The following is a 25,357-nucleotide window of genomic DNA, read 5'->3' as shown; positions in this document are numbered from 1 at the left end:
ACCCCTACGAGAAGGGGCGCAGCAAGCCGCGCCTGAGGAGAAAATTAGAAATGACCTTCGTCGTCACCGACAACTGCATCAAGTGCAAGTACACCGACTGCGTAGAAGTCTGTCCGGTGGACTGCTTTTACGAAGGCCCGAATTTCCTGGTGATTCACCCGGATGAGTGCATCGATTGCGCGCTGTGCGAACCTGAATGCCCTGCCGTGGCTATCTTCTCCGAAGATGAGGTTCCGGCCGGCATGGAGAACTTCATCGAGCTGAACGCTGAACTGGCCGATATCTGGCCGAACATCACCGAACGCAAGGATCCAATGCCCGATTCCGCAGAATGGGATGGCAAGCCAGGCAAGATCGCAGACCTCGAACGCTGATTACCCCCGCGTTCGCGAAAAAGGCCCCACAAGGGCCTTTTTGCTTTTCTGCAGGCAAAAAAAGGGGCGGTTTAACCCGCCCACATTTTTTCCCTATTCCCTGTGTTCCTTTTCATCATCCTGATGAATCGCGTCCTGCGATTTCCCTATCCCTCATCCTTGAAGGACGTGTCTGTCCGTCGACACGACCTCAATACTAGAGTGTTCCCCCGCGGGATCAATCACCCCTTGGCGCGAAGCCCAGCTGTCACACGTTATTAATAATAAAAAATAGCCATATAAATCAAAAAGATAAAAACGAGAAGCGTTCAGCATGGACGATTGCCAGGGTGTAAAAATAACGAACACTTACGCAAGTGTAAGCCTGGGCTTACAGCACAAAACCGAAATCCCGAGGGGATTCGGTCTACTGGTCAGGCAATAAAAAACCCCGAGCCAGTCGGGGTTTTTCATGCCATCGCAGTGAGTGCCTTATTGGAACAGCGACTCGCTCGACAGACCATTTTTTTCCAGTATCTCGCGCAGCCGCTTCAAGCCTTCCACCTGAATCTGCCGGACCCTCTCGCGGGTCAGGCCGATTTCCAGGCCGACGTCTTCAAGGGTGCTGCTTTCATGACCGCGCAGGCCGAAGCGGCGTACAACCACTTCGCGTTGCTTGTCGGTCAGTTCCGAGAGCCATTGATCGATGCTCTGGGACAGGTCGTCGTCCTGCAACAGTTCGCATGGATCGGTCGGGCGGTCGTCAGTCAGGGTGTCGAGCAGGGTTTTATCCGAATCCGGCCCCAGCGAGACGTCAACGGAGGAAACACGCTCGTTAAGGCCGAGCATACGCTTGACCTCTCCCACCGGTTTTTCCAGCAGGTTGGCGATTTCTTCGGGTGAGGGTTCATGGTCGAGTTTTTGCGTCAGTTCCCGCGCAGCCCGCAGGTACACATTCAGCTCTTTGACTACATGGATCGGCAGCCGGATGGTCCGGGTCTGATTCATGATTGCACGTTCGATGGTCTGGCGAATCCACCAGGTCGCGTAGGTCGAGAAACGGAAACCGCGTTCCGGATCGAACTTCTCCACCGCCCGGATCAAACCGAGGTTGCCCTCTTCAATCAGGTCCAGTAGCGACAGCCCACGATTGACATAGCGTCGGGCGATTTTCACCACCAGTCGCAGGTTGCTTTCGATCATGCGCTTGCGCCCGGCCGGATCGCCACTTTGCGACAGGCGCGCAAAATGAACTTCTTCTTCGGGTGATAGGAGGGGAGAAAAACCAATTTCATTGAGATACAGCTGCGTGGCATCGAGTGCCCGCGTGTAGTCAATGTACTTGTGTTGTTTCAACGATGCGGAGTGTTTGGATTTGGCACGAACGGAAGGTGGAGCCGCCCCTTCATCATTCGACATCGAATCCGTATCAATGCTGCTCTCCATCAGGAGAACCTCATCGTCGATGTCAAACTCCGGCACTTCTTTACTGAGAGCCATTGTTATAGTCCTTTGGTGAGTTCGACCTCAAGCTCAAGCGGCGCCTCTCTCCCTGGCAACGCTGGAGCCTGTCCCCTCTACGCGACGGAACAGGCTGGTAAGCGATCAACGACGTGGCAGGAATTGCAGCGGATCTACAGGTTTACCCTGGCGGCGAATCTCAAAATGCAGTTTCACCCGGTCTGTACCCGTTGACCCCATTTCGGCAATTGTCTGTCCGACCTTGACCTGCTGCCCCTCCCGAACCAACAGCCTGCGGTTATGTCCGTAGGCACTAACGTAGGTTTCACTGTGCTTGATGATCACTAATTCGCCGTAGCCCCTTAAGCCACTCCCGGCATATACCACCGTCCCATCAGACGCAGCTAAAACAGGCTGTCCCAAATCTCCGGCGATATCAATTCCTTTATTCAAACTACCGTTTGAAGAGAATTTTCCAATCAGAATGCCATTAGATGGCCATCCCCAGCCGGTCGGGGCTGGCCCCGGAGGAGGTAACGGAGCGGGGGCAGGTTTGTTCGCGACGGACGGTACAACTGTCGTTGTGCTGGTAGTCGTACCGTTTGCCGAACGACGGATGACCGTGGTTTTACTCGACGACGAAGGCGTTGAACTGGACGAACTGACCACCGCCGTCGACGTTGAACCGGTACGACCATCAAAGCGAATCGTCTGACCCGGACGGATGGTGTAGGGCGCGGGAATATTGTTTCGGGCCGCAAGGGCCTTGTAGTCCCAGCCGTAACGGAAAGCAATGGAAAACAGGGTGTCCTTGGGACGCACCACGTATTGCCCGGTGGTCACGGCTGGACGCTGAGCCGCCGCATTGTTGCGGTCCACGACACGAACATCACTGGATTTGTTGCTGGAACAACCGACCAGCAATGTACTCAATACAAGGCCAGTCACCAGGCGCTGAAAGCTCGTTTTACTCATACGCTGCGCAATGACTGTGAGACTCACCCGCCGCTCCCTCTGTGGTGGCTGAAAATGTTAAATACCGGAGTCCGGCATGAACTGTCGCAAGTATAACGGGCCGTGCACGCTTTACCTTTAATGTGGCGAATCGCTGTCGCGCACACGTTTGCTGCCTGAAGATGAATCCCGTTGAAACAATCGATGCCGCTGTAAGACAAAGGCAATCGAAGAGAATTCAGCGCGCCGAAACAAATGCTCAGGCCAATGGCCCATTGAGCAATGGCACGAAGCGCACAGCTCCCAGAACATGCCTGGAAAAACCTTGTTCCTCGCGGATGATCAGCATCAATTGCTGGACTTCGCCGGCCCCGACCGGGATCACCATTCGGCCTCCCGGTGCCAACTGGTCAAGCAATGCCTGGGGCACGTCAGTCGCCACGGCGGTGACGATAATCCCGTTGTACGGCGCCAGTGCCGGCCAGCCTTCCCAACCATCGCCCCAGCGGAACACCACGTTGCGCAGGTTCAGTTCGACCAGACGTTCCTTTGCCCGATCCTGCAGAACCTTGATGCGCTCGACCGAGAACACACGCTCGACCAGTTGCGACAGCACTGCCGTCTGATAACCCGACCCGGTGCCGATTTCCAGCACCTTGTCGAGGGGACCGGCCTCCAGCAGCAGCTCGCTCATGCGCGCCACCATATAAGGCTGGGAGATGGTCTGGTTGTTGCCAATCGGCAGCGCGGTGTCTTCATAGGCACGGTGCGCCAGCGCTTCATCGACGAACAGGTGACGCGGGGTCCGGCGAATGACCTCCAGCACCCTCGCGTTGGAGATACCTTCTTCATACAGGCGCTGGATGAGCCGCTCCCGGGTTCGCTGGGAGGTCATGCCGATGCCGCGACGCAGCATATCGTCTTGTTCGCGACCCATCAGCGCAGCCCCTCCAGCCAGCCGTCCAGACTTCTGAAGGCATCATTGAAGGTGCGATCCAGTTGCAGCGGCGTGATCGACACATAACCCTGCATCACTGCATGGAAATCGGTACCCGGGCCACCGTCCTCGGCATCCCCGGCCGCGGCGATCCAGTAACCGGACTTGCCCCGCGGATCTACCACTTTAATCGGTGCCGCAGCACGGGCGCGATGGCCCAGGCGGGTCAACTGGATACCGCGGATGCGATCGAGCGGCAAATTCGGAATATTCACGTTCAGTACCGTACGCGGTGGCAGATCCAGGTCAGCATGGGCTTCAACCAGTTTGCGCGCGAAATGGGCAGCTGTGGGAAGGTTCTCTACCTGGCGTGAGACCAGCGAAAAGGCAAACGAAGGGTGTTTCAGGAAACGCCCCTCAAGGGCCGCCGCCACCGTGCCGGAATACAGGACATCGTCCCCCAGGTTCGCGCCCAGGTTGATACCGGAAACCACCATGTCCGCTTCGCGCTCCAGCAGGCCGTTGAGGCCCAGGTGCACACAATCGGTTGGTGTGCCATTGAGGCTGATAAAGCCGTTGGCCAGGGTTTGCGGGTGCAACGGACGGTCGAGCGTCAGCGAACTGCTGGCGCCGCTTTTGTCCTGGTCCGGGGCGATAACCACGCACTCGGTGTAATCCGCCAGCGCAGCATAAAGCGCGGCGAGACCGGGTGCTGTTACCCCATCGTCGTTAGAAATCAGAATACGCATGGGCTGTCCGTCTGCCCCACCGGCACCAGATCAACAAGCTCACGCACCAATACGGTGGCGAAGCATCCGGCCGGCAGGACGAATTCCAGTTGCAGAATGTCAGGCGAGGGATAATGCCACGTCAAACCGCCAATGGGCAGCCGCAGGATGCGACGTTCGTGGCTCATACCGGCGTTGATCAGCCAATCACGCAAATCCGCTTCGCGTGCGGCGATGGCCTGCTCCAGTTCATGGACACCCCCCGTGGCCGGCGAGTCACCTTCGCCCCACTGCGGACCGGTCGGGTGCAGATCGAGAATCGCCAGGCGCGGGTCGCTGCACTCGGCTTCGCCTGCCGGGAAAAAGCTGCGGCTGTCAGTAAACGCCAGTAGATCGCCCACCTGGGCACGCTGCCAGGTGCCGTCGGCGACACGTGCGGCCAATACCTGGTTGAACAGAAAACTGCGCGCCGTGGAGAGCAGCCGCGAGCGCACGTTGCGCTGCTCCGGCAAGGCCTTGCGTGCGGCCCAGGCGCGAGCATCGACGACGTTGCCGCCGTCATGGCCGAAACGCTGGGCACCGAAATAGTTGGGGATGCCTTGCTTGGCGATCAGTTGCAGACGCTCTTCAAGCGCAGGCTTGTCACCGGCGAACTGCGTCAGGCGCAAGGTGAAGCCGTTGGCCGAGTGCGCGCCACGTTGCAGCTTGCGCTTGTGGCGGGCGGTCTTGAGGATCTTCAGCGTATCGTTTTCCGCGGCTGTCAGATCAGGGTCGGCCTTGCCCGGCAGCTGCACGCTGAACCACTGGCGAGTCAACGCCTGACGGTCCTTGAGCCCGGCATAACTGACGGTACGCAACGGCACACCCGCAGCCTTGGCAATCCGGCGCGCCGCTTCTTCAGTATTCAGGCCGCGCTTTTCCACCCATATCCACAGGTGTTCGCCTTCGCCACTGAGGGGAATGTCGAGGACTTCGTCGACCTGGAAGTCTTCCGCGATCGCCTTGAGGACCGCCGTGCCGAGGGCCTCACCGTAAGCCCGAGGGCCGAGCAATTGCAGTTCGTTCATGCGCGCAGCAACAAGGCAACGGAGTGCACGGCAATGCCTTCTTCGCGACCGACAAAGCCGAGCTTTTCGGTGGTGGTAGCTTTCACGTTCACTTGATCCAACTCTACTTGAAGATCCGCGGCAATCAGCGCGCGCATCGATTCGATATGCGAGGCCATTTTCGGCGCCTGGGCGACGATGGTGTTGTCGACGTTGCCGACTTTCCAGCCCTTGGCATGGACCAGTGCGACGACGTGACGCAACAGCGCACGGCTGTCGGCGCCCTTGAATTGCGGGTCGGTATCCGGGAAATGCTTGCCGATGTCACCCAGCGCCGCAGCGCCGAGCAAGGCATCGCTCAAGGCGTGCAAGAGGACGTCACCGTCTGAGTGGGCGAGCAGCCCGAAGCTGTGTGCAATGCGCACACCGCCCAGAGTGATGAAATCGCCTTCAGCGAAACGGTGCACATCATAGCCGTGGCCAATACGCATAAAAAAAACGCCCCGATTTTTGTCAGGGCGTGATTCTACCTGCATTAGCCAACCAGAGCATGCGCGTGATGCCGCAAGTGCTCATCGATGAAACTGGCGATGAAGAAATAGCTGTGGTCATAGCCCGGTTGCAGGCGCAACGTCAGCGGATGACCGGCCAGTTTGGTCGCCTGCTGCAAGGCTTCCGGCTTGAGCTGGGTGGCGAGAAAATCGTCGCGATCTCCCTGGTCGACCAGCAGCGGCAGCTTTTCATCGGCCTCGACAATCAACGCGCAGGCATCCCATTCACGCCATTTCGAACGGTCCTCTCCCAGGTAGCGGGAGAAGGCTTTGTGCCCCCACGGGCAATCCATCGGATTGTTGATGGGCGAGAACGCCGATACCGAACGATAACGCCCCGGGTTGCGCAAAGCACAGACCAGCGCGCCGTGGCCGCCCATGGAATGGCCGCTGATACCGCGCTTGTCCGACGCCGGGAAATGGGCTTCAACCAATGTCGGCAATTCCTGCACAACGTAGTCATGCATCCGATAGTGTCGCGACCAGGGTTCCTGGGTGGCGTTCAGGTAAAACCCGGCGCCGAGGCCGAAGTCCCAGGCACCATCCGGATCGCCCGGCACATCAGGACCGCGAGGGCTGGTGTCCGGTGCGACGATGATCAGCCCCAACTCGGCGGCCATGCGCATGGCGCCGGCCTTCTGCATGAAGTTCTCGTCGGTGCAGGTCAGGCCGGACAACCAGTACAACACCGGCAGCTTGCCGCCCTGCTCCGCCTGCGGCGGCAGATAGACGGCGAACACCATGTCGCAGCCAAGCACGTCAGAGCGATGGCGATAGCGCTTGTGCCAGCCGCCGAAGCTTTTCTGGCAGGATATGTTTTCCAGGCTCATGACAGACCTCAGAAATGAATGACGGAGCGGATGCTTTTTCCTTCATGCATCAGGTCAAACGCTTTGTTGATATCTTCCAGGCCCATGGTGTGGGTGATGAAGGTATCCAGCGGAATCTCACCGGTCTCGGCCATTTCCACATAGCTTGGCAACTCGGTACGGCCACGCACACCGCCGAACGCCGAACCGCGCCAGACGCGACCGGTGACCAGCTGGAACGGACGGGTGGAGATTTCCTGACCAGCACCGGCAACACCGATGATGACCGACTCGCCCCAACCCTTGTGGCAGCACTCCAGTGCCGCGCGCATCAGTTGCACATTGCCGATGCACTCGAAGGAAAAGTCGACGCCACCGTCGGTCATGTCGACGATGACTTCCTGGATCGGACGATCGAAGTCTTTAGGGTTCACGCAATCGGTTGCACCCAGCTGTTTGGCGATCTCGAACTTCGCCGGGTTGATGTCGATGGCGATGATGCGGGCAGCCTTGGCTTTGACCGCGCCAATCACAGCCGACAGACCGATGCCGCCGAGGCCGAAAATGGCCACGGTATCACCCGGTTTTACCTTGGCGGTGTTGAGCACGGCGCCGATACCGGTAGTGACACCGCAGCCCAGCAGGCAGACTTTTTCCAGTGGCGCTTCCTTGGCGATTTTCGCAACGGAAATCTCCGGAAGCACGGTGTACTCGGAGAAGGTCGAAGTGCCCATGTAGTGGAAAATCGTTTCGCCCTTGTAGGAAAAACGCGAAGTGCCGTCCGGCATCAAACCTTTGCCCTGGGTCGCGCGAATCGCCTGGCAGAGGTTGGTCTTGCCCGACAGGCAGAATTTGCACTGGCGGCATTCCGGGGTGTACAGCGGGATCACATGGTCGCCTACCGCCACGGAGGTCACACCCTCGCCGATGGCTTCAACGATCGCCCCGCCTTCGTGACCGAGGATCGACGGGAAGATGCCTTCCGGATCAGCACCGGACAAGGTGTAGGCATCGGTATGACAGACACCGGAGGCCACCACGCGCAGCAAGACTTCGCCGGCCTTGGGCATGGCGACATCGACTTCAACGATTTCGAGGGGCTTCTTGGCCTCGAAGGCAACGGCGGCGCGCGACTTGATCATGATGACTCTCCAGTGAATAAAAACGAGACAAGGAGTGTAATACATGGCCAACCGATGAATAATCGACGTAAATGCAAAATATTATTGCCACACAGGGATAATCATCGATGTCCGAAAACCGCTGGGAAGGGATCGACGAGTTTGTCGCTGTCGCCGAGTGCAACCAGTTCACCGCTGCGGCGGAACGCCTTGGGGTTTCTTCCTCCCATATCAGTCGACAAATCGTACGCCTCGAAGAGCGCCTGCAAACCCGTTTGCTCTACCGCAGTACCCGCCGGGTCGCGCTGACCGAGGCCGGGCAAACTTTCCTGCAGCATTGCCAACGCTTGCAGGACGGCCGCGAAGAGGCACTGCGCGCGGTGGGTGACTTGACCAGCGAGCCCAAAGGCATGCTGCGCATGACGTGCGCCGTGGCTTACGGTGAACGCTTCATCGTGCCGTTGGTGACCCGTTTCATGGGGCTGTATCCGCAACTGCGCATCGATATCGAATTGACCAATCGGCAACTCGACCTGGTACATGATGGCCTCGATCTGGCGATCCGCCTCGGGCGCTTGCAGGATTCACGGCTGGTTGCCACCCGCCTCGCGCCACGGCGCATGTTTCTCTGCGCATCACCCTCCTATATTGAGCGCTACGGCCGGCCGCACAGCCTGTCGGAACTCAGTCGCCACAACTGCCTTATCGGCAGTTCGGATCTCTGGCAACTGGAGCAGAACGGGCGGGAATTTTCCCAGCGAGTCCAGGGAAATTGGCGCTGCAATAGTGGGCAAGCCGTACTGGACGCGGCGCTACAGGGCGTGGGGTTGTGTCAGCTGCCGGACTATTACGTGCTCGAGCATTTGAAGAGCGGCGCATTGATTTCGTTGTTGGAGGCGCATCAACCACCGAACACCGCGGTTTGGGCGCTTTATCCACAACAACGGCATTTGTCGCCGAAGGTAAGAAAACTGGTGGACTACCTGAAGGAAGGGTTGGCCGAACGGCCGGAGTATCGGGGTTAGAACCACCAGTGTTTCTCAGTGACAGATTGGCTGACTGAACCGGCGCTTTCGCGAGCAAGCCCGCTCCCACAGGGGAACAGTCTTGCTCACAAAAATTGCGGGCACATTGGTCAAATGTGGGAGCGGGCTTGCTCGCGAAAGGCGCGACGCGGTCTCAAAGTTGATTGCCGCACAACTTAGTGACGATTAGCCCAACGCTGCCTCAACCATTCAAGATCTTCGGGACGCGTCACCTTGAGGTTATCGGACCGCCCTTCGATCAGCCGTGGTGCCGAACCGGCCCACTCCATGGCCGAAGCTTCGTCGGTAATAACGGCATCCGCCACCAGGCTGTCAGCCAACGCCCGATGCAATGCCCCAAGGCGAAACATCTGCGGCGTGTAGGCCTGCCAGATCACACTGCGATCCACAGTTTCGAGTACACGACCGTGTTTGTCGACCCGCTTGAGCGTATCCCGTGCCGGAACCGCCAGCAGTCCGCCGACAGGGTCGTCAGCCAGTTCAGCCAACAACTTGTCCAGGTCGTCACGACTGAGGTTCGGCCGTGCGGCATCGTGAACCAGTACCCAATCCTCATCATCGGCACCCTGCGCGTGCAAATGCAGCAAGGCATTGAGCACCGATCCGGAACGTTCGGAGCCGCCCTCGACCCGGGCAATACGCGGGTCACTGGCACACGCCAGATTCGGCCAATAAGGATCGTCGACAGCAAGACTGACCACCAGGCCTTTCAGGCAAGGATGATCAAGGAAACAGCCGAGGCTGTGTTCGAGAATAGTGCGCCCGCCCAGTTGCAAGTATTGCTTGGGACGGTCCGCGGCCATACGGGCACCGACGCCCGCGGCAGGAATCACGGCCCAGAAGGCCGGTAACGTCTGGCTCATTGCGCCAACTGGTAAAGGGTTTCACCGTCCTTGACCATGCCCAGTTCATGGCGAGCCCGTTCTTCAACGGTCTCCATGCCCTTTTTCAACTCACTGACTTCGGCGTCCATTACCCGATTGCGCTCCAGCAATGCCTGGTTCTCAGCTTGCTGATCCGCGATCTGCTGCGTCAACTCGGCCACTTGCGCCAGACTGCCGTTTCCCACCCACAGGCGGTACTGCAAGCCAGCCAGCAACAAAAGCAGAATGAGGAACAACCAATTGGGACTGCGCATCGAATATCAGGTATCCAGTGAAAAAAGACAGCCATGCCAAACGTGAAGCTTCTGATAGCACGAAGCCTGGAAGAACCAGGCTTGTGCTTATAAGCCATCAGATTAGTGGCAAAAACGTCGCTGTAGCGATTTTTCCGACACAATCCGGTGTCTTTTTTACCATGTACTTACTCAGCCGCGGAATTCGCCGCGACCGTTGTACTTGGCCTTGCCGTTCAACTGCTCTTCGATACGCAGCAGTTGGTTGTACTTGGAAACGCGGTCGGAACGGCACAGGGAGCCAGTCTTGATCTGGCCAGCCGAGGTGCCCACTGCCAGGTCGGCAATGGTCGAATCTTCGGTTTCGCCGGAGCGGTGCGAGATCACGGCGGTGTAGCCGGCAGCCTTGGCCATCTGGATGGCTTCCAGGGTTTCGGTCAGGGTGCCGATCTGGTTGAACTTGATCAGGATCGAGTTGGCGATCTTCTTGTCGATGCCTTCTTTCAGGATCTTGGTGTTGGTTACGAACAGATCGTCGCCTACCAGTTGGGTCTTCTCGCCGATCTTGTCGGTGAGGATCTTCCAGCCAGCCCAATCGGACTCGTCCAGGCCATCTTCGATGGAGATGATCGGGTAACGTTCGGTCAGGCCTTTGAGGTAGTCAGCGAAACCTTCGGCGGTGAACACCTGGCCTTCGCCGGACAGGTTGTACTTGCCGTCTTCGTAGAATTCGCTGGCCGCGCAGTCCAGGGCCAGGGTCACGTCGGTGCCCAGCTTGTAACCGGCATTGGCCACGGCTTCGGAGATCACTTTCAAAGCGTCTTCGTTGGAAGCCAGGTTCGGCGCGAAACCACCTTCGTCACCGACGGCAGTGCTCAGGCCACGGGCCTTCAGTACGGCTTTGAGGTGGTGGAAAATCTCGGTGCCCATGCGCAAACCTTCCGAGAAAGACTTGGCGCCAACCGGCTGAACCATGAATTCCTGGATGTCGACGTTGTTATCGGCGTGCTCGCCGCCGTTGATGATGTTCATCATCGGAACCGGCATCGAGTAGACACCCGGGGTGCCGTTCAGGTTGGCGATGTGAGCGTACAGCGGCAGGTCCTGGTCCTGTGCGGCGGCCTTGGCGGCAGCCAGGGAAACGGCGAGGATCGCGTTGGCGCCCAGGGAACCTTTGTTTTCAGTACCGTCGAGCTTGATCATTGCCAGATCGAGCGCTTTCTGGTCGCTTGGGTCCATGCCTTTCAACAGGTCCTTGATCGGACCATTGATGTTGGCTACGGCCTTCAGAACACCCTTGCCCAGGTAACGGCTCTTGTCGCCATCACGCAGCTCGAGCGCTTCACGCGAGCCAGTGGAAGCACCGGACGGCGCGCAGGCGCTGCCGATGATGCCGTTATCGAGAAGCACATCCGCTTCCACGGTGGGATTGCCACGGGAGTCGAGAACTTCACGACCTTTGATGTCGACGATTTTAGCCATTGTTGTAAACACTCCAAAGTTGACGAAAACGACGCAGCTGTAGGAAATCTTTGGTCGTCGGCAAGCGAGGTGCAGCGGGCAGTCTTGCAGACGAAAAGGCTCAGGCTCGAGGGCCTGAGCGTTAAATCGTGCGGTACTTTACCGGAGAATTGAGGATTACGCGGTTTCTACCGTCGGAAAACTCTTCACCAGTTCGTCCAGGGCTTTGAGCTGGGCCAGGAATGGCTCCAGTTTGTCCAGGCGCAAGGCGCAAGGACCGTCACATTTGGCGTTGTCCGGATCCGGGTGGGCTTCCAGGAACAGTCCGGCCAGCGACTGGCTCATGCCGGCCTTCGCTAGGTCGGTGACCTGGGCGCGACGACCGCCGGCGGAATCGGAGCGACCGCCAGGCATTTGCAGCGCATGGGTCACGTCGAAGAACACCGGATATTCGAACTGCTTCATGATGCCGAAGCCGAGCATGTCGACGACCAGGTTGTTGTAGCCGAAGCTCGAACCACGCTCGCAGAGAATCAACTGATCATTACCCGCTTCCACGCACTTGTTCAGGATGTGCTTCATTTCCTGGGGGGCGAGGAACTGGGCTTTCTTGATGTTGATCACGGCGCCCGTTTTGGCCATCGCGACCACGAGGTCGGTCTGGCGCGACAGGAAGGCCGGCAACTGGATGATGTCGCAGACTTCAGCGACGACCGCGGCCTGGTCAGGCTCGTGGACGTCGGTGATGATCGGCACGCCGAAGGCTTGCTTGATGTCCTGGAAGATACGCATGCCTTCTTCCAGGCCAGGACCACGATAGGAGGTCACAGAAGACCGGTTGGCCTTGTCGAAACTGGCCTTGAACACGTAAGGGATACCGAGCTTTTCGGTGACCTTCACATACTCTTCGCAAACCTGCATGGCCATGTCACGGCTTTCCAGCACGTTCATGCCGCCGAACAGCACCATGGGTTTGTCGTTGGCAATCTCGATGTCGCCGACGCGGATGATCTTCTGTGCCATCGGGGTTACGCCTTCTTCTGGTGTTGAGCCAACGCGGCCTTGACGAAACCGCTGAACAGCGGATGACCGTCGCGTGGCGTCGAGGTGAACTCAGGGTGGAACTGGCAAGCGACGAACCATGGATGATCCGGTGCTTCAACCACTTCAACCAGTGCGCCATCCCCGGAACGACCGGAGATTTTCAAACCGGCTTCCATGATTTGCGGCAGCAGGTTGTTGTTCACTTCGTAGCGATGACGGTGACGCTCGACGATCACGTCCTTGCCATAGCAACCATGAACCAGGGAACCTGGCTCCAGCAGGCAATCCTGCGCGCCCAGGCGCATGGTGCCGCCCAGATCGGAAGCTTCGGTACGGGTTTCGACCGCGCCGGTGGCATCTTCCCACTCGGTGATCAGGCCCACGACCGGGTGGCCGCTTGCACGATCGAACTCGGTGGAGTTGGCGTCTTTCCAGCCCATCACGTTACGGGCGAACTCGATTACGGCCACTTGCATGCCCAGGCAGATGCCCAGGTACGGAACCTTGTTTTCGCGAGCGTATTGAACGGCAGTGATCTTGCCTTCAACGCCACGCAGACCGAAGCCGCCAGGCACCAGGATCGCGTCGACGCCTTCCAGCAGCGCAGTGCCCTGGTTCTCGATGTCTTCGGAATCGATGTAGCGCAGGTTGACCTTGGTACGGTTGCTGATGCCGGCGTGACTCATCGCTTCGATCAGCGACTTGTAGGCGTCCAGCAGCTCCATGTACTTGCCGACCATGGCGATGGTGACTTCGTGCTCAGGGTTGAGCTTGGCGTCGACCACGGCTTCCCACTCGGACAGATCGGCACCGCCGCATTGCAGGCCGAAGCGCTCGACGACGAAATCGTCCAGGCCCTGAGAGTGCAGGATACCCGGGATCTTGTAGATGGTATCGGCGTCTTCCAGCGCAATCACCGCACGTTCTTCAACGTTGGTGAACTGCGCGATCTTGCGACGCGACGACACATCGATCGGGTGGTCGGAGCGGCAGACCAGCACGTCTGGTTGCAGGCCGATGGAACGCAGTTCCTTCACCGAGTGCTGGGTTGGCTTGGTCTTGGTTTCACCGGCAGTGGCGATGTACGGCACCAGTGTCAGGTGCATCAGCATCGCGCGCTTGGCGCCGACTTCGAAACGCAGTTGGCGGATCGCCTCGAGGAACGGTTGCGACTCGATGTCACCCACGGTGCCACCGATCTCGACCATGGCCACGTCAGCGTCGCCGGCACCCTTGATGATGCGGCGCTTGATTTCGTCGGTGATGTGCGGGATCACCTGGATGGTTGCACCCAGGTAGTCACCACGGCGCTCTTTGCGCAGCACGTGTTCGTAGACACGGCCGGTGGTGAAGTTGTTGTTCTGGGTCATGGTCGTGCGGATGAACCGCTCGTAGTGGCCCAGGTCCAGGTCGGTCTCGGCGCCGTCGTGGGTGACGAACACTTCACCGTGCTGGAACGGGCTCATGGTGCCCGGGTCGACGTTGATGTACGGGTCCAGCTTCAGCATGGTGACCTTAAGTCCCCGCGCCTCCAGGATGGCCGCCAATGATGCCGATGCAATGCCTTTCCCCAATGAAGAAACAACACCGCCCGTGACGAATATGTAGCGCGTCATGAAAAACCCTAGAAGTCTGCGTTAAAGCGGTCCGAGCCGCCGGGGAAAGCGAAGGAAGGCCGAAGCCCCCGATCACCTGCATTAATCACAGTGCACCTTTCAAAAAAACCGCCGCGTTGGGACAGACCGGGAAATGAATCACCGGTTCGTTGCTCGCTACACATTTTTTGGAATCGCCCAGCAAAGACTGCTTGGTAATCGGCAACTCCTGCAATTCAGGCGAATCCACAGAAGTTGTATCAAGAAGGGAGCGTAGTCTACCGGAAAGCCCCTTTCAGCTCAAACCTTGATCTTCGTTCTGTGGCTGCCAATGCAAATGCCAGTTACCGATCGCACCGCCATCGAGCCCATTGAGGTTCGCTACCGCCAGCAATTGCCCGTCTTTGTAGAGCAGCGGCAATCTGCCGCGCACGAAGGACGGTACAGCGCTTTCATTGAGCAAACGTTTCAGGTCCCGATGGCCGCGGCCTGGCAAAGCCATGACCTCTCCCCCTTCACGATAGCGGATCTGTAACGGGCCATCGGGGATTTGTCCGGTGAGCGACAGCGTGCCGTTGTCCGGAGTTACCAGCGGTGAACGCGGGTCCTGCCACACTCCGGCGACAGGCAGAGGGCGCAACCAGCGGCCGGACAACCACCAGATCCGCCCGCCAGCCCGCTGCAGCTCGCCATCGGCCAGCCGCCACACCGGGCAGGCATCGCCGCTGGCGTCGCGCAAATCCTGCCAGCCCGACCAATGGTCAGTGTCCGGCAGGCGGGTCAGCGGTTCGAGCCAATGACTCAAGGCATTGCGCTGCCGGGCGTCGGAGAGTTGCGCAAGCGACGCCAGCTCAAGGGATCGCAAGCCCAGCCAGGCGAATTCACTGACAGAGTTGGCGTTACGCAAATCCATGTCTGCCAGTTCTTCGAGCAACCCCTGCGCCTCGGTCAGATGCGCCGCGCTGCGGGCCATGGTTGCCACCGCTTGTGGCCAGCGCCGGGTCAATGCGGGGAAGACTTGATGCCGCAGGTAGTTGCGCGAGTACTGCCGATCTTCGTTTGAAGGGTCTTCGATCCAGCTCAAGCCATGCTCGTTGGCATAGGCCTCCAGTTCAGCCCGCGTGACGTCGAGCAATGGCCTCAGCAGATGGCCCTTGCCCAACGAGCGCTGACGCGGCATACCCGACAGCCCGCGCACGCCGGCCCCACGCAACAAACGGAACAGCAAGGTTTCCGCCTGATCGTCGCGGTGCTGGGCTGTCAGCAGCACGTCACCGGGCCTAGTCACTTCGGTGAACGCGTGATAACGCGCGTCCCGCGCCGCACGCTCCAGACTGGCACCGGGCTGCACCTGCACCCGAACGATCTGCAACGGGACGCCCAGCGCAGCGCACACAGAACGACAATGTTCCGGCCACGCATCGGCCACAGCTTGAAGGCCGTGATGAACATGGATGGCGCACAGCGCCGGCAGGGATTCGGTTTTTGCGAGATGTGCAAGGAGGTGCAGCAGGACGGTGGAGTCCAGGCCGCCGGAGAAGGCGATGTGCCAAGCCGGAGCGTTACGCCACGGTTTCAGATTCAGCAAAAGCCTGGAAGGCAAGTCAATCGCGGGCCGATCCATATCTCTCCCTTTGCACAAATCAAATGTGGGAGCGGGCTTGCTCGCGAAGGCGGCTGAACATTCAACACATCAGTTGATTGTTATACCGCTTTCGCGAGCAAGCCCGCTCCCACATTCAAGCCGAGGTCAGATCAGAGGCCGTAGCTCATCAGACGATCGTAACGGCGCTTGAGCAGCGCGTCGTTGTCGAACTTCTTCAGCATCGCCAGTTGCGAGCTCAGCTCGGCGCGAATCGATGCAGCGGCAGCAGCCGGGTCACGGTGCGCGCCGCCCAATGGCTCGCCAATCACCTTGTCCACGATGCCCAGGCCCTTGAGGCGCTCGGCGGTGATGCCCATCGCTTCTGCGGCATCCGGTGCCTTCTCGGCGGTTTTCCACAGAATCGAAGCGCAACCTTCCGGCGAAATCACCGCGTAAGTCGAGTATTGCAGCATGTTCAACTGGTCGCAGACACCGATTGCCAATGCACCACCGGAACCACCCTCACCGATCACGGTAGCGATGATTGGGGTTTTCAGGCGCGCCATGACCCGCAGGTTCCAGGCAATCGCTTCGCTCTGGTTGCGCTCTTCAGCGTCGATGCCAGGGTAGGCGCCCGGGGTGTCGATGAAGGTCAGGATCGGCATCTTGAAACGCTCGGCCATTTCCATCAGGCGGCAAGCCTTGCGGTAGCCTTCCGGACGCGGCATGCCGAAGTTGCGGCGAACCTTCTCGCGCACTTCACGGCCCTTCTGGTGGCCGATAACCATGACCGGCTTGTCGTCCAGACGGGCGATGCCGCCAACGATGGCCGCGTCGTCGGAGAAGTGACGATCACCGTGCAGTTCGTCGAACTCGGTGAAGATGTGTTCGATGTAGTCCAGGGTATATGGACGTTTCGGGTGACGTGCCAGGCGTGCGATCTGCCAGCTGGTCAGCTTGCCGAAAATGTCTTCGGTCAGCGTTTTGCTCTTGTCCTGCAGGCGGGAAATCTCATCGCCGATATTCAGCGAATTGTCATTACCGACCAAGCGCAACTCTTCGATCTTGGCTTGCAGGTCGGCGATCGGCTGTTCGAAATCTAGAAAATTCGGGTTCATAGGCGTCCGTCTTGGGTCGAGTCCCAAGGGATCTTGGGCCGGCCGGTTGTCTATTCGCGCCCTACCTTAAGGGACAGGCGCGTTGAGGTCGAGATTAAAAATTCAGGTCTGGGTCAGGGCAATCTGATAGCACTGACCGTCAACGGTATTGGAGGAAGACGTTGTCTCGCCCGAACTGGTCACGCAGGGCTTGAATCAACGCATCCGCCGGATCGATCCGCCAGCCCTCGCCGAACTGCAACAAGGCCTTCGCATCAGGGCTGGTGTAGTCCATGGTGATCGGACATGCACCGCGGTGACGCTTCAACAGTTCGCCCAACCAGCGTAGCTGATCGCCCTTGAGATCCTTGGCATGCAACTTCAGGCGCAGGCTTTCGGCCAGGTTGGTGCGCGCATCTTCCATGCTCATCACCCGCTTGACCCGCAATTTCAGGCCTCCGGAGAAGTCGTCGTTGCTGACCTCGCCTTCGACCACCACCATCGCGTCGGTCTGCAACAATGATTGCGCCGAATGGAACGCCTCGGAAAACAGCGAGGCCTCGATCCGTCCGGAGCGGTCGTCGAGGGTGATGAACCCCATCTTGTCGCCCTTTTTGTTCTTCATCACCCGCAAGGCGATGATCATCCCGGCAACGGTCTGGGTATCACGCGCAGGTTTCAGATCGATGATGCGCTGGCGGGCAAAGCGACGGATTTCACCTTCATACTCGTCAATCGGGTGACCGGTCAGGTACAGGCCGAGGGTATCTTTTTCCCCTTTCAGGCGCTCCTTGAGGGTCAGCTCCTTGGCCTTGCGGTGATTGGCGTAGACGTCGGCGTCTTCTTCGACAAACAGACCGCCGAACAGGTCCGAGTGACCGCTGTCCTGGGTCCGCGCGGTCTGTTCGGCCGCCTTGATCGCTTCTTCCATGGCCGTCAGCAGCACCGCGCGATTGCGGTCGATGTTGGCCTGGTAGGCTTTCTGCTCATCGTGGAAGTACGGCCCGAGGCGATCCAGGGCACCGCTGCGGATCAAGCCGTCGAGGGTGCGCTTGTTGATGCGCTTGAGGTCGACCCGGGCACAGAAATCGAACAGATCCTTGAACGGCCCGGCCAGACGCGCTTCGGTGATGGCCTCGACCGGCCCCTCACCCACGCCCTTGATGGCCCCCAGGCCGTAGATGATCCGGCCTTCGTCGTTCACCGTGAACTTGAATTCGGAGGTATTTACGTCCGGCGCGTCGAGACGCAGCTTCATGGTCCGCACTTCTTCGATCAAGGTCACGACCTTGTCGGTGTTGTGCATATCCGCCGAGAGTACCGCGGCCATGAACGGCGCCGGGTAGTGCGCCTTCAGCCACGCGGTCTGGTACGACACCAGGCCATAGGCGGCGGAGTGGGACTTGTTGAAGCCGTAACCGGCGAACTTTTCCACCAGGTCGAAAATGTTACCGGCCAGGTCCGCGTCGATGTTGTTGGTGGCGCAACCTTCAATGAAACCGCCGCGCTGCTTGGCCATTTCCTCGGGTTTTTTCTTACCCATGGCGCGACGCAGCATGTCCGCACCACCGAGGGTGTAACCGGCCATGACCTGGGCAATCTGCATCACCTGTTCCTGATACAGGATGATGCCGTAGGTCGGTGCCAGTACGGGCTTGAGGCCTTCGTACTGGTAGTCCGAGTGCGGATACGCCAGCTCGGCGCGACCGTGCTTGCGGTTGATGAAGTCGTCCACCATGCCCGATTGCAGCGGACCCGGACGGAACAGGGCCACCAGTGCGATCAAGTCTTCCAGGCAGTCGGGCTTGAGCTTTTTGATCAGCTCTTTCATGCCCCGGGATTCAAGCTGGAACACCGCCGTGGTTTCGGCTTTTTGCAGCAAGGTGTAGGTCGGTTTGTCGTCCAGCGGGATGAACGCGATATCCAGCGGCGGCTCGTTGACCTTGGCGCGGTCGCGGTTGATGGTTTTCAGCGCCCAATCGATGATCGTCAGGGTCCGCAAACCGAGGAAGTCGAACTTCACCAGGCCGGCCGCTTCAACGTCGTCCTTGTCGAACTGGGTTACCAGACCATCGCCCGCTTCGTCGCAGTAGATCGGCGAGAAGTCGGTCAGTTTGGTCGGGGCGATCACCACACCACCGGCGTGCTTGCCGACGTTACGCACAACGCCTTCAAGCTTGCGGGCCATCTCCCAGATTTCCGCGGCTTCTTCATCGACCTTGATGAAGTCGCGCAGGATCTCTTCCTGTTCGTAGGCCTTTTCCAGGGTCATGCCGACTTCGAACGGGATCATCTTCGACAGACGGTCCGCCAGGCCATAGGACTTGCCCTGCACCCGCGCCACGTCGCGGACCACAGCCTTGGCGGCCATGGAACCAAAAGTGATGATCTGGCTTACCGCGTTGCGGCCGTATTTCTCGGCCACGTAGTCGATCACCCGATCGCGACCGTCCATGCAGAAGTCGACGTCGAAGTCGGGCATCGATACCCGTTCCGGATTGAGGAAACGCTCGAACAGCAGGTCATATTCCAGCGGGTCGAGGTCGGTGATCTTCTGCACATAGGCCACCAGCGATCCGGCACCCGACCCACGGCCAGGACCTACCGGTACGCCGTTGTTCTTGGCCCACTGGATAAAGTCCATCACGATCAGGAAGTAACCGGGGAAGCCCATCTGGATGATGATATCCAGCTCGAAATTCAGCCGGTCGACATAGACCTGACGCTTGGCTTCATAGTCTTCGGTGGTGTCCTTGGGCAGCAGGACGGCAAGGCGCTCTTCCAGGCCATCGAAGGACACCTTGCGGAAGTACTCGTCGATGGTCATGCCATCGGGGATCGGGAAGTTGGGCAGGAAGTGCGTACCCAGCTTCACTTCGATGTTGCAACGCTTGGCGATCTCGACGGTGTTTTCCAGCGCCTCGGGAATGTCGCTGAACAGCTCGGCCATTTCCTCGGCGCTTTTGAGGTACTGCTGATCGCTGTAGTTCTTCGAACGCCGCGGATCGTCGAGGGCACGGCCCTCACCGATGCAGACGCGGGTTTCGTGGGCGGCGAAGTCTTCCTGCTTGATGAAACGCACGTCGTTGGTCGCCACCAGCGGCGCACCGAGCTTCTCGGCCAGGGCCACGGCGCCGTGCAACTGCTCTTCATCGTTGGGGCGGTTGGTACGCTGGATCTCCAGGTAGAAACGATCCGGAAACACATCCATCCATTCGCGGGCCAGGGTTTCGGCCTCCGCGTGGTTGCCGCTGAGCATGGCCTGGCCGATCTCGCCCTCTTTGGCCGCCGACAACATGATCAAGCCGGCGCTGGCTTCAGCGACCCATTCGCGCTCGATGATGATTGCGCCATTGCGCTGACCTTCGATAAAGCCGCGGGAAATCAGTTCGGTGAGGTTGCGATAGCCTTCAGCGTTCATCACCAGCAGGCTGATCCGGCTCAGCGGGTTGTCCGGATCCTTGTTCGACAGCCACAGGTCGGCGCCGCAGATCGGCTTGATCCCGGCACCCATGGCGTTTTTATAGAATTTGACCAGGGAACACATGTTGTTCTGGTCGGTGACCGCCACGGCAGGCATGTTCATGCCGACCAGGGTCTTGACCAGCGGCTTGATCCGCACCAGACCGTCGACCAGGGAGTATTCAGTGTGCAGGCGTAGGTGAACGAATGAAGCCGGCATAGTGATCCTGTCTGAGAACGTAAAGACAACAAGGCCCGGATTGTACCGGGCCTTGGTAAAAAAAATCAGCCTTGCGACTAACTCTCGATGAGACTTTCCCGCGCCTCATACGCCAGCCGCACCGGGGCAAACGAACGCCGGTGAATCGGGGTCGGGCCAAGACGGGCGAGTGCTTCCAGATGAACGGGGGTCGGGTAACCTTTATGCCCGCCGATGCCGTAACCCGGGTAGATCAACTCGAACGCGGCCATTTCGCGATCGCGACTGACCTTGGCCAGAATCGATGCGGCGGCGATGGCTGGAACCTTGCTATCGCCTTTGACCACGGCTTCGGAACGCATCGGCAGTTTCGGGCAGCGGTTGCCGTCGATCATCGCCAGTTTCGGCTGAATATGCAGCCCGGCGACCGCACGCTGCATGGCCAGCATGGTGGCGTGGAGGATATTCAGTTCGTCGATTTCCTCGACTTCGGCGCGAGCGATGCACCAGCTCAGGGCTTTTTCGCAGATTTCGTCGTAGAGCTTTTCGCGACGGGCCTCGGTGAGTTTCTTGGAGTCGTTCAGGCCGAGGATCGGGCGGTTCGGATCAAGAATCACCGCCGCCGTCACTACCGCGCCACAGAGCGGGCCGCGACCGACTTCATCGACGCCGGCAACCAACTCTTCGACTTCAGCGACCAAGGTAAAGTCCAGCCCCATCTGCATGTTCGTTTTACTCATTCTACTTGGCCGATCAGGTTCAGCACGGCGTCCGCCGCCTGGTTGGAGGCATCCAGACGCAGGGTCCGGTGAATCTCGTCAAAGCCACGGGTCTGCTCTTCCCCACCCTCGATCAAGGGTGACAGGGTCTGGGCCAGCGCTTCGACCGTAGCATCGTCCTGCAACAACTCGGGCACCAACAGACGCTGAGCCAACAGGTTCGGCAAAGAAATGTAGGGGCTTTTCACCATGCGCTTGAGTATCCAGAACGTCAGCGGCGCCAGGCGATAGGCGACCACCATCGGCCGCTTGTACAGCAATGCTTCGAGCGTCGCGGTACCGGAGGCAATCAACACCGCATCGCACGCTGCCAGGGCCAGATGCGACTGTCCGTCGAGCAGCGTCAGCGGCAGATCGCGACCAGCCAACAGTTCTTCAAGCTGTGCGCGACGCTGTGCACTGGCGCAAGGCATGACAAACCGCACACCCGGGCGCAACGCCCGCAGGCGCTGCGCGGTATCGAGAAACAACGCACCTAGCCGGCCAACTTCACCGCCACGGCTGCCTGGCATCAACGCCACCAGCGGCCCGTCAGGCAAACCGAGCTCGGCCCGCGCAGCCGCGCGATCGGCTTCGAGTGGAATGGCATCGGCCAAGGTATGACCGACAAACCGCACCGGCACGCCTTTCTCTTCATAGAACCTGGCTTCGAACGGGAACAGCGTGAGCATCAGGTCGCAGCCTTCGCGAATCTTCAGCACGCGCTTCTGCCGCCAGGCCCAAACCGACGGACTGACGTAATGCACGGTCTTGATACCGGCCTGACGCAGTTTGAGTTCGATATTGAGGTTGAAGTCCGGCGCATCGATACCGATGAACACATCGGGTTTCGCGGAGATCAGGTCGGCGACCAGCTTCTTGCGCCGCGCGAGCAACTCGCGCAACCGGCCCAGCACTTCCACCAGGCCCATGACGGACAGACGCTCCATCGGGAAATACGAGGTCAGGCCTTCAGCCTGCATCAACGGACCACCGACACCGATGAACTCGACCGCCGGGTGGCGAGCCTTGAGCGCGCGCATGAGGCCCGCACCCAGAATGTCACCGGAAGCCTCACCCGCTACCAGCGCAATACGCAGATTGGCCATGGTTAGCGGGTGATGCCGCGGGTCGAAGACTGAATGGAGTCACGGAACACCGCCACTTCCGGATACTGGGCGGACGGCTCTGCCAGTTCGGCGAGCGCCTGCTCCACGGTCAGGCCCTGGCGGTACACCACCTTGTAGGCACGACGCAGCGCGTGGATCGCATCTTCGCTGAAACCCCGACGGCGCATGCCCTCGAAGTTCATGCTGCGGGCTTCGGCAGGGTTGCCAAACACCGTGACGTAGGCTGGAACATCCTTGCCGATCGCCGTCCCCATGCCGGAAAAGCTGTGGGCGCCAATGTGGCAATACTGGTGAACCAGGGTAAAACCGGAGAGGATCGCCCAGTCTTCCACATGCACATGGCCCGCCAGTGCGGTGTTGTTCACCAGGATGCAGTGGTTGCCAATCACGCTGTCGTGGCCGATGTGGGCATAGGCCATGATCAGGTTGTGATCGCCCAGGGTCGTTTCCGAACGATCCTGGATGGTGCCGCGGTGGATCGTCACGCCTTCACGAATGACGTTGTGATCACCAATCACCAGGCGGGTTTCCTCGCCCTTGTACTTCAGGTCAGGCGTGTCCTCACCCACCGAGGAAAACTGGTAGATGCGATTGTGCTTGCCGATTCGGGTCGGGCCCTTGAGGATCACGTGCGGCCCGATGACTGTCCCCTCGCCGATTTCCACACCTGCGCCGACGATCGACCACGGGCCGACCTCGACGCCGTCAGCCAGAATGGCTGTCGGATCGATGATTGCACGAGGGTCAATCAAACTCATAGTTTGCGTTCCGCGCAGATGATTTCAGCGGAGCAGACCGGCTTGCCATCGACCGAAGCCTGGCATTCGAATTTCCAGATCTGACGCTTGCAGCTGATGAACTTGGCTTCAAGGATCAACTGATCGCCTGGCAGAACCGGCTGGCGGAAGCGCAGCTTGTCGGAACCGACGAAGTAATAGAGGGTGCCGTCGGCCGGTTTCACGTCGAGCATCTTGAAACCAAGGATCCCGGCAGCCTGAGCCATGGCTTCGATGATCAATACGCCCGGCATGATTGGATGCGCGGGGAAGTGACCATTGAAGAACGGTTCGTTGATGCTGACATTCTTGTAGGCGCGAATGCGCTTGCCTTCAACATCCAGCTCCACTACCCGGTCCACCAGCAGGAACGGGTAACGGTGAGGCAGGTATTCGCGAATCTCGTTGATGTCCATCATTTCGGGGGGAAGCCTATGTAAAGATTGGGAGCGCGCGACTGACGCACGTTCCGCTAGCAAATCAAGGAGGCAGTCTAGCGGCTGTGCACACTTGATATGGAAATGGTATCAGCCATCTGATGAAGCATTACCGTCAGGGGTCACTTCCCCTACTTGCTTTTCCAGCTGTCGCAGGCGCCGCGCGATGTCATCGAGCTGACGGATGCGAGCCGCGCTTTTGCGCCATTCGGCTGCTGGCTGCATGGCCGTACCGGAAGAATAGGAACCCTTTTCGGTAATCGAGTGGGTCACCATGGTCATCCCGGTGATGAAAACGTTATCGCAAATTTCGATATGCCCCACCAGCCCTACACCGCCAGCGAGCATGCAATGCTTGCCGATTTTGGTGCTGCCGGAGATCCCGACGCAGGCCGCCATGGCGGTGTGATCACCGACCTGAACGTTGTGGGCGATCTGGATCTGGTTGTCGAGTTTCACACCATTGCCGAGAATGGTATCGGCCAATGCACCGCGATCAATAGCGGTATTCACGCCAATTTCGACATCGTCACCGACCAGCACACCACCAATCTGGGCAATTTTCTGCCAGACACCTTTCTCATTGGCAAAACCGAAGCCTTCACCGCCGAGCACGGCCCCCGACTGAATGACCACACGCTTGCCGATGCGCACGTCGTGGTACAGCGTGACCCGCGGGGCCAGCCAGCCGTCTTCGCCGATTTCGCAACGGGCACCGATGAAGCAATGCGCACCGATGGTCACGCCGGCAGCAATTCGTGCCGCGCTTTCGATCACCGCAAAAGCACCAATACTCGCAGCCGGGTCAACCACCGCGTCCTCGGCCACAACGGCTGTCGGGTGAATACCGGCAGCCGCTTTCGGCTTTGGATCAAACAGGTGGGAAACACGCGCGTAGGCCAGATACGGATCAGGCACCACTAGCGCATTACCGGCAAAACCTTCGGCATCAGCAGCCTTCAGCAACAGTGCTGCGGCCCGGCTGTCCGCCAGGTACTTACGGTATTGAGGGTTTGCGAGAAAGCTCAACTGAGCTGGGCCAGCCTCCTGCAAGGTGGCTAGCCCAGTAATTTCTCTCTCCGGGTCGCCACGTAGCGTGGCGCCGAGGAACTCGGCCAGCTGGCCGAGCTTAATGGTCACGGTCATGGATTACTTCAGCTGATTCATGCGCTCGATAACCTGGCGAGTGATGTCGTACTGAGGCTTGACATCAATCACTGCGCCACGCTCGAAGACCAGGTCAAAAGCACCTTTCTTGATGACTTCTTCCACAGCGCTGTCCAGTTTCGGCTTGAGCTGCTTCAGCATTTCACGGTCGGCAACGGCTTTGGCTTCGTTCAGCTCCTTGGACTGGAACTGGAAGTCACGGGCCTTTTGCTTGAATTCAAGCTCCAGACGCTCGCGCTCGCCCTGCTGCATTTTGTCGCCACCGGCCATCAGGCGGTCCTGAATACCCTTGGCGCTGGTTTCCAGCGTCTTGAGCTTGGTCAGCTGAGGACCGAACTTCTTCTCGGCATCCACGGCGTATTTCTTGGCCGCGTCGGACTCCAGCAGAGCCATCTGATAGTTCAGAACTGCAATTTTCATGTCGGCAAATGCCGGACCAGCGACCAATACGCTGGCCAGGAGAACCAATTGAGTCAACTTACGCACGATGCACTCCTACAAAATTCATTGTCGTTATCTTGGG

The 25,357-nt window shown here is 59.2% G+C and carries 24 protein-coding genes; 2 read left to right on the top strand and 22 right to left on the bottom strand.

Features of this window, described 5'->3' with window-relative positions; genetic code table 11:
• Nucleotides 1-50: 50 nt before the first annotated feature.
• Nucleotides 51-374 carry a ferredoxin FdxA gene (gene fdxA / locus PPUTUW4_RS05730; protein WP_007970729.1) on the top strand — a complete coding sequence of 108 codons (324 nt, stop codon included), beginning with the start codon at nt 51-53 and terminating at the stop codon, nt 372-374.
• A 471-nt stretch (nt 375-845) separates the two neighbouring features.
• Here fdxA and rpoS read toward each other — a convergent pair whose 3' ends face one another.
• The 8 genes from rpoS to PPUTUW4_RS05690 form a co-directional block, all read right to left on the bottom strand.
• Nucleotides 846-1,853: an RNA polymerase sigma factor RpoS gene (gene rpoS / locus PPUTUW4_RS05725; protein ID WP_007990225.1), complete on the bottom strand. Its 1,008-nt coding sequence runs from the start codon at nt 1,851-1,853 to the stop codon at nt 846-848.
• A 105-nt stretch (nt 1,854-1,958) separates the two neighbouring features.
• A complete protein-coding gene (locus PPUTUW4_RS27795) occupies nt 1,959-2,816 on the bottom strand; it encodes a peptidoglycan DD-metalloendopeptidase family protein (RefSeq protein WP_015093782.1) in 858 nt (285 codons plus the stop codon).
• Between the two features lie 211 nt (nt 2,817-3,027).
• Nucleotides 3,028-3,663 (bottom strand): protein-L-isoaspartate(D-aspartate) O-methyltransferase, encoded by a 636-nt coding sequence (locus PPUTUW4_RS05715; protein WP_172435346.1) that lies wholly within the window; start codon nt 3,661-3,663, stop codon nt 3,028-3,030.
• A gap of 41 nt (nt 3,664-3,704) precedes the next feature.
• The gene (gene surE / locus PPUTUW4_RS05710; RefSeq protein WP_015093781.1) at nt 3,705-4,454 is read right to left on the bottom strand and encodes a 5'/3'-nucleotidase SurE; all 750 of its coding nucleotides are present in this window, start codon (nt 4,452-4,454) and stop codon (nt 3,705-3,707) included.
• Nucleotides 4,442-5,500 carry a tRNA pseudouridine(13) synthase TruD gene (gene truD, locus PPUTUW4_RS05705; RefSeq protein ID WP_015093780.1) on the bottom strand — a complete coding sequence of 353 codons (1,059 nt, stop codon included), beginning with the start codon at nt 5,498-5,500 and terminating at the stop codon, nt 4,442-4,444. Before truD ends, surE begins: the two co-directional genes overlap by 13 nt.
• The gene (gene ispF, locus PPUTUW4_RS05700; RefSeq protein WP_015093779.1) at nt 5,497-5,970 is read right to left on the bottom strand and encodes a 2-C-methyl-D-erythritol 2,4-cyclodiphosphate synthase; all 474 of its coding nucleotides are present in this window, start codon (nt 5,968-5,970) and stop codon (nt 5,497-5,499) included. The genes truD and ispF overlap by 4 nt, the downstream gene beginning before the upstream one ends.
• A 44-nt stretch (nt 5,971-6,014) precedes the next feature.
• Nucleotides 6,015-6,860, bottom strand: coding sequence for an S-formylglutathione hydrolase (gene fghA / locus PPUTUW4_RS05695; protein ID WP_015093778.1), 846 nt, complete (start codon nt 6,858-6,860; stop codon nt 6,015-6,017).
• A gap of 8 nt (nt 6,861-6,868) precedes the next feature.
• On the bottom strand, nt 6,869-7,981 hold the full coding sequence (locus PPUTUW4_RS05690) for an S-(hydroxymethyl)glutathione dehydrogenase/class III alcohol dehydrogenase (protein ID WP_015093777.1): 1,113 nt from the start codon (nt 7,979-7,981) through the stop codon (nt 6,869-6,871).
• A gap of 107 nt (nt 7,982-8,088) precedes the next feature.
• Between PPUTUW4_RS05690 and PPUTUW4_RS05685 the strand changes: the two genes are divergently transcribed.
• Nucleotides 8,089-8,985 carry a LysR substrate-binding domain-containing protein gene (locus PPUTUW4_RS05685; protein WP_015093776.1) on the top strand — a complete coding sequence of 299 codons (897 nt, stop codon included), beginning with the start codon at nt 8,089-8,091 and terminating at the stop codon, nt 8,983-8,985.
• Nucleotides 8,986-9,161: 176 nt separating this feature from the next.
• Here the strand turns inward: PPUTUW4_RS05685 and ispD are convergent, their stop codons facing one another.
• The 14 genes from ispD to PPUTUW4_RS05615 all read right to left on the bottom strand — a co-directional run bounded on the left by ispD (nt 9,162) and on the right by PPUTUW4_RS05615 (nt 25,320).
• Nucleotides 9,162-9,869, bottom strand: a complete 708-nt coding sequence (ispD, locus tag PPUTUW4_RS05680; protein ID WP_015093775.1) for a 2-C-methyl-D-erythritol 4-phosphate cytidylyltransferase — start codon at nt 9,867-9,869, stop codon at nt 9,162-9,164.
• Nucleotides 9,866-10,144 carry a cell division protein FtsB gene (gene ftsB / locus PPUTUW4_RS05675; RefSeq protein ID WP_007970710.1) on the bottom strand — a complete coding sequence of 93 codons (279 nt, stop codon included), beginning with the start codon at nt 10,142-10,144 and terminating at the stop codon, nt 9,866-9,868. The genes ispD and ftsB overlap by 4 nt, the downstream gene beginning before the upstream one ends.
• 171 nt (nt 10,145-10,315) lie before the next feature.
• Nucleotides 10,316-11,605: a phosphopyruvate hydratase gene (gene eno / locus PPUTUW4_RS05670; protein ID WP_015093774.1), complete on the bottom strand. Its 1,290-nt coding sequence runs from the start codon at nt 11,603-11,605 to the stop codon at nt 10,316-10,318.
• Nucleotides 11,606-11,761: 156 nt separating this feature from the next.
• Nucleotides 11,762-12,607, bottom strand: a complete 846-nt coding sequence (gene kdsA, locus PPUTUW4_RS05665; protein WP_015093773.1) for a 3-deoxy-8-phosphooctulonate synthase — start codon at nt 12,605-12,607, stop codon at nt 11,762-11,764.
• A gap of 5 nt (nt 12,608-12,612) precedes the next feature.
• Nucleotides 12,613-14,244 carry a CTP synthase gene (locus tag PPUTUW4_RS05660; protein WP_007970707.1) on the bottom strand — a complete coding sequence of 544 codons (1,632 nt, stop codon included), beginning with the start codon at nt 14,242-14,244 and terminating at the stop codon, nt 12,613-12,615.
• 274 nt (nt 14,245-14,518) lie between these two features.
• Entirely contained in the window at nt 14,519-15,847 is a 1,329-nt protein-coding gene (tilS, locus tag PPUTUW4_RS05655; RefSeq protein WP_015093772.1) for a tRNA lysidine(34) synthetase TilS, read from the bottom strand.
• 131 nt (nt 15,848-15,978) lie between these two features.
• A complete protein-coding gene (locus tag PPUTUW4_RS05650; protein ID WP_007978369.1) occupies nt 15,979-16,926 on the bottom strand; it encodes an acetyl-CoA carboxylase carboxyltransferase subunit alpha in 948 nt (315 codons plus the stop codon).
• A gap of 139 nt (nt 16,927-17,065) precedes the next feature.
• Entirely contained in the window at nt 17,066-20,587 is a 3,522-nt protein-coding gene (dnaE, locus tag PPUTUW4_RS05645; RefSeq protein WP_015093771.1) for a DNA polymerase III subunit alpha, read from the bottom strand.
• Nucleotides 20,588-20,664: 77 nt separating this feature from the next.
• The gene (gene rnhB, locus PPUTUW4_RS05640) at nt 20,665-21,291 is read right to left on the bottom strand and encodes a ribonuclease HII (RefSeq protein WP_007978371.1); all 627 of its coding nucleotides are present in this window, start codon (nt 21,289-21,291) and stop codon (nt 20,665-20,667) included.
• An 11-nt stretch (nt 21,292-21,302) separates the two neighbouring features.
• Nucleotides 21,303-22,433, bottom strand: a complete 1,131-nt coding sequence (gene lpxB, locus PPUTUW4_RS05635) for a lipid-A-disaccharide synthase (RefSeq protein ID WP_015093770.1) — start codon at nt 22,431-22,433, stop codon at nt 21,303-21,305.
• Between the two features lie 2 nt (nt 22,434-22,435).
• On the bottom strand, nt 22,436-23,212 hold the full coding sequence (lpxA, locus tag PPUTUW4_RS05630) for an acyl-ACP--UDP-N-acetylglucosamine O-acyltransferase (RefSeq protein WP_007978373.1): 777 nt from the start codon (nt 23,210-23,212) through the stop codon (nt 22,436-22,438).
• Nucleotides 23,209-23,649 carry a 3-hydroxyacyl-ACP dehydratase FabZ gene (fabZ, locus tag PPUTUW4_RS05625; RefSeq protein ID WP_007978374.1) on the bottom strand — a complete coding sequence of 147 codons (441 nt, stop codon included), beginning with the start codon at nt 23,647-23,649 and terminating at the stop codon, nt 23,209-23,211. The genes lpxA and fabZ overlap by 4 nt, the downstream gene beginning before the upstream one ends.
• Nucleotides 23,650-23,757: 108 nt before the next feature.
• On the bottom strand, nt 23,758-24,813 hold the full coding sequence (lpxD, locus tag PPUTUW4_RS05620) for a UDP-3-O-(3-hydroxymyristoyl)glucosamine N-acyltransferase (protein WP_015093769.1): 1,056 nt from the start codon (nt 24,811-24,813) through the stop codon (nt 23,758-23,760).
• 3 nt (nt 24,814-24,816) lie between these two features.
• Nucleotides 24,817-25,320 carry an OmpH family outer membrane protein gene (locus tag PPUTUW4_RS05615; protein WP_015093768.1) on the bottom strand — a complete coding sequence of 168 codons (504 nt, stop codon included), beginning with the start codon at nt 25,318-25,320 and terminating at the stop codon, nt 24,817-24,819.
• Between the last annotated feature and the right edge of the window lie 37 nt (nt 25,321-25,357).

Origin of the sequence: Pseudomonas sp. UW4 (genome assembly GCF_000316175.1) — a bacterium.
Lineage (GTDB): Bacteria > Pseudomonadota > Gammaproteobacteria > Pseudomonadales > Pseudomonadaceae > Aquipseudomonas > Aquipseudomonas laurylsulfatiphila.
The sequence above is the reverse complement of the archived record's forward strand: the minus strand, read 5'-3'. Positions and strand labels throughout refer to the sequence as shown.

Excerpts from the sequence above, each read along its gene's own strand:
- tilS (WP_015093772.1), bottom strand. The coding sequence starts at position 15,847 with ATGGATCGGCCCGCGATTGACTTGCCTTCCAGGCTTTTGCTGAATCTG.
- PPUTUW4_RS05715 (WP_172435346.1), bottom strand. The coding sequence starts at position 3,663 with ATGACCTCCCAGCGAACCCGGGAGCGGCTCATCCAGCGCCTGTATGAA.
- ispF (WP_015093779.1), bottom strand. The coding sequence starts at position 5,970 with ATGCGTATTGGCCACGGCTATGATGTGCACCGTTTCGCTGAAGGCGAT.
- rnhB (WP_007978371.1), bottom strand. The coding sequence starts at position 21,291 with ATGCAGATGGGGCTGGACTTTACCTTGGTCGCTGAAGTCGAAGAGTTG.
- ispD (WP_015093775.1), bottom strand. The coding sequence starts at position 9,869 with ATGAGCCAGACGTTACCGGCCTTCTGGGCCGTGATTCCTGCCGCGGGC.
- fdxA (WP_007970729.1), top strand. The coding sequence starts at position 51 with ATGACCTTCGTCGTCACCGACAACTGCATCAAGTGCAAGTACACCGAC.
- PPUTUW4_RS05660 (WP_007970707.1), bottom strand. The coding sequence starts at position 14,244 with ATGACGCGCTACATATTCGTCACGGGCGGTGTTGTTTCTTCATTGGGG.
- lpxB (WP_015093770.1), bottom strand. The coding sequence starts at position 22,433 with ATGGCCAATCTGCGTATTGCGCTGGTAGCGGGTGAGGCTTCCGGTGAC.
- ftsB (WP_007970710.1), bottom strand. The coding sequence starts at position 10,144 with ATGCGCAGTCCCAATTGGTTGTTCCTCATTCTGCTTTTGTTGCTGGCT.
- kdsA (WP_015093773.1), bottom strand. The coding sequence starts at position 12,607 with ATGGCACAGAAGATCATCCGCGTCGGCGACATCGAGATTGCCAACGAC.
- lpxA (WP_007978373.1), bottom strand. The coding sequence starts at position 23,212 with ATGAGTTTGATTGACCCTCGTGCAATCATCGATCCGACAGCCATTCTG.
- rpoS (WP_007990225.1), bottom strand. The coding sequence starts at position 1,853 with ATGGCTCTCAGTAAAGAAGTGCCGGAGTTTGACATCGACGATGAGGTT.
- eno (WP_015093774.1), bottom strand. The coding sequence starts at position 11,605 with ATGGCTAAAATCGTCGACATCAAAGGTCGTGAAGTTCTCGACTCCCGT.
- PPUTUW4_RS05650 (WP_007978369.1), bottom strand. The coding sequence starts at position 16,926 with ATGAACCCGAATTTTCTAGATTTCGAACAGCCGATCGCCGACCTGCAA.
- dnaE (WP_015093771.1), bottom strand. The coding sequence starts at position 20,587 with ATGCCGGCTTCATTCGTTCACCTACGCCTGCACACTGAATACTCCCTG.
- truD (WP_015093780.1), bottom strand. The coding sequence starts at position 5,500 with ATGAACGAACTGCAATTGCTCGGCCCTCGGGCTTACGGTGAGGCCCTC.
- fghA (WP_015093778.1), bottom strand. The coding sequence starts at position 6,860 with ATGAGCCTGGAAAACATATCCTGCCAGAAAAGCTTCGGCGGCTGGCAC.
- lpxD (WP_015093769.1), bottom strand. The coding sequence starts at position 24,813 with ATGACCGTGACCATTAAGCTCGGCCAGCTGGCCGAGTTCCTCGGCGCC.
- fabZ (WP_007978374.1), bottom strand. The coding sequence starts at position 23,649 with ATGATGGACATCAACGAGATTCGCGAATACCTGCCTCACCGTTACCCG.
- surE (WP_015093781.1), bottom strand. The coding sequence starts at position 4,454 with ATGCGTATTCTGATTTCTAACGACGATGGGGTAACAGCACCCGGTCTC.
- PPUTUW4_RS05685 (WP_015093776.1), top strand. The coding sequence starts at position 8,089 with ATGTCCGAAAACCGCTGGGAAGGGATCGACGAGTTTGTCGCTGTCGCC.
- PPUTUW4_RS05690 (WP_015093777.1), bottom strand. The coding sequence starts at position 7,981 with ATGATCAAGTCGCGCGCCGCCGTTGCCTTCGAGGCCAAGAAGCCCCTC.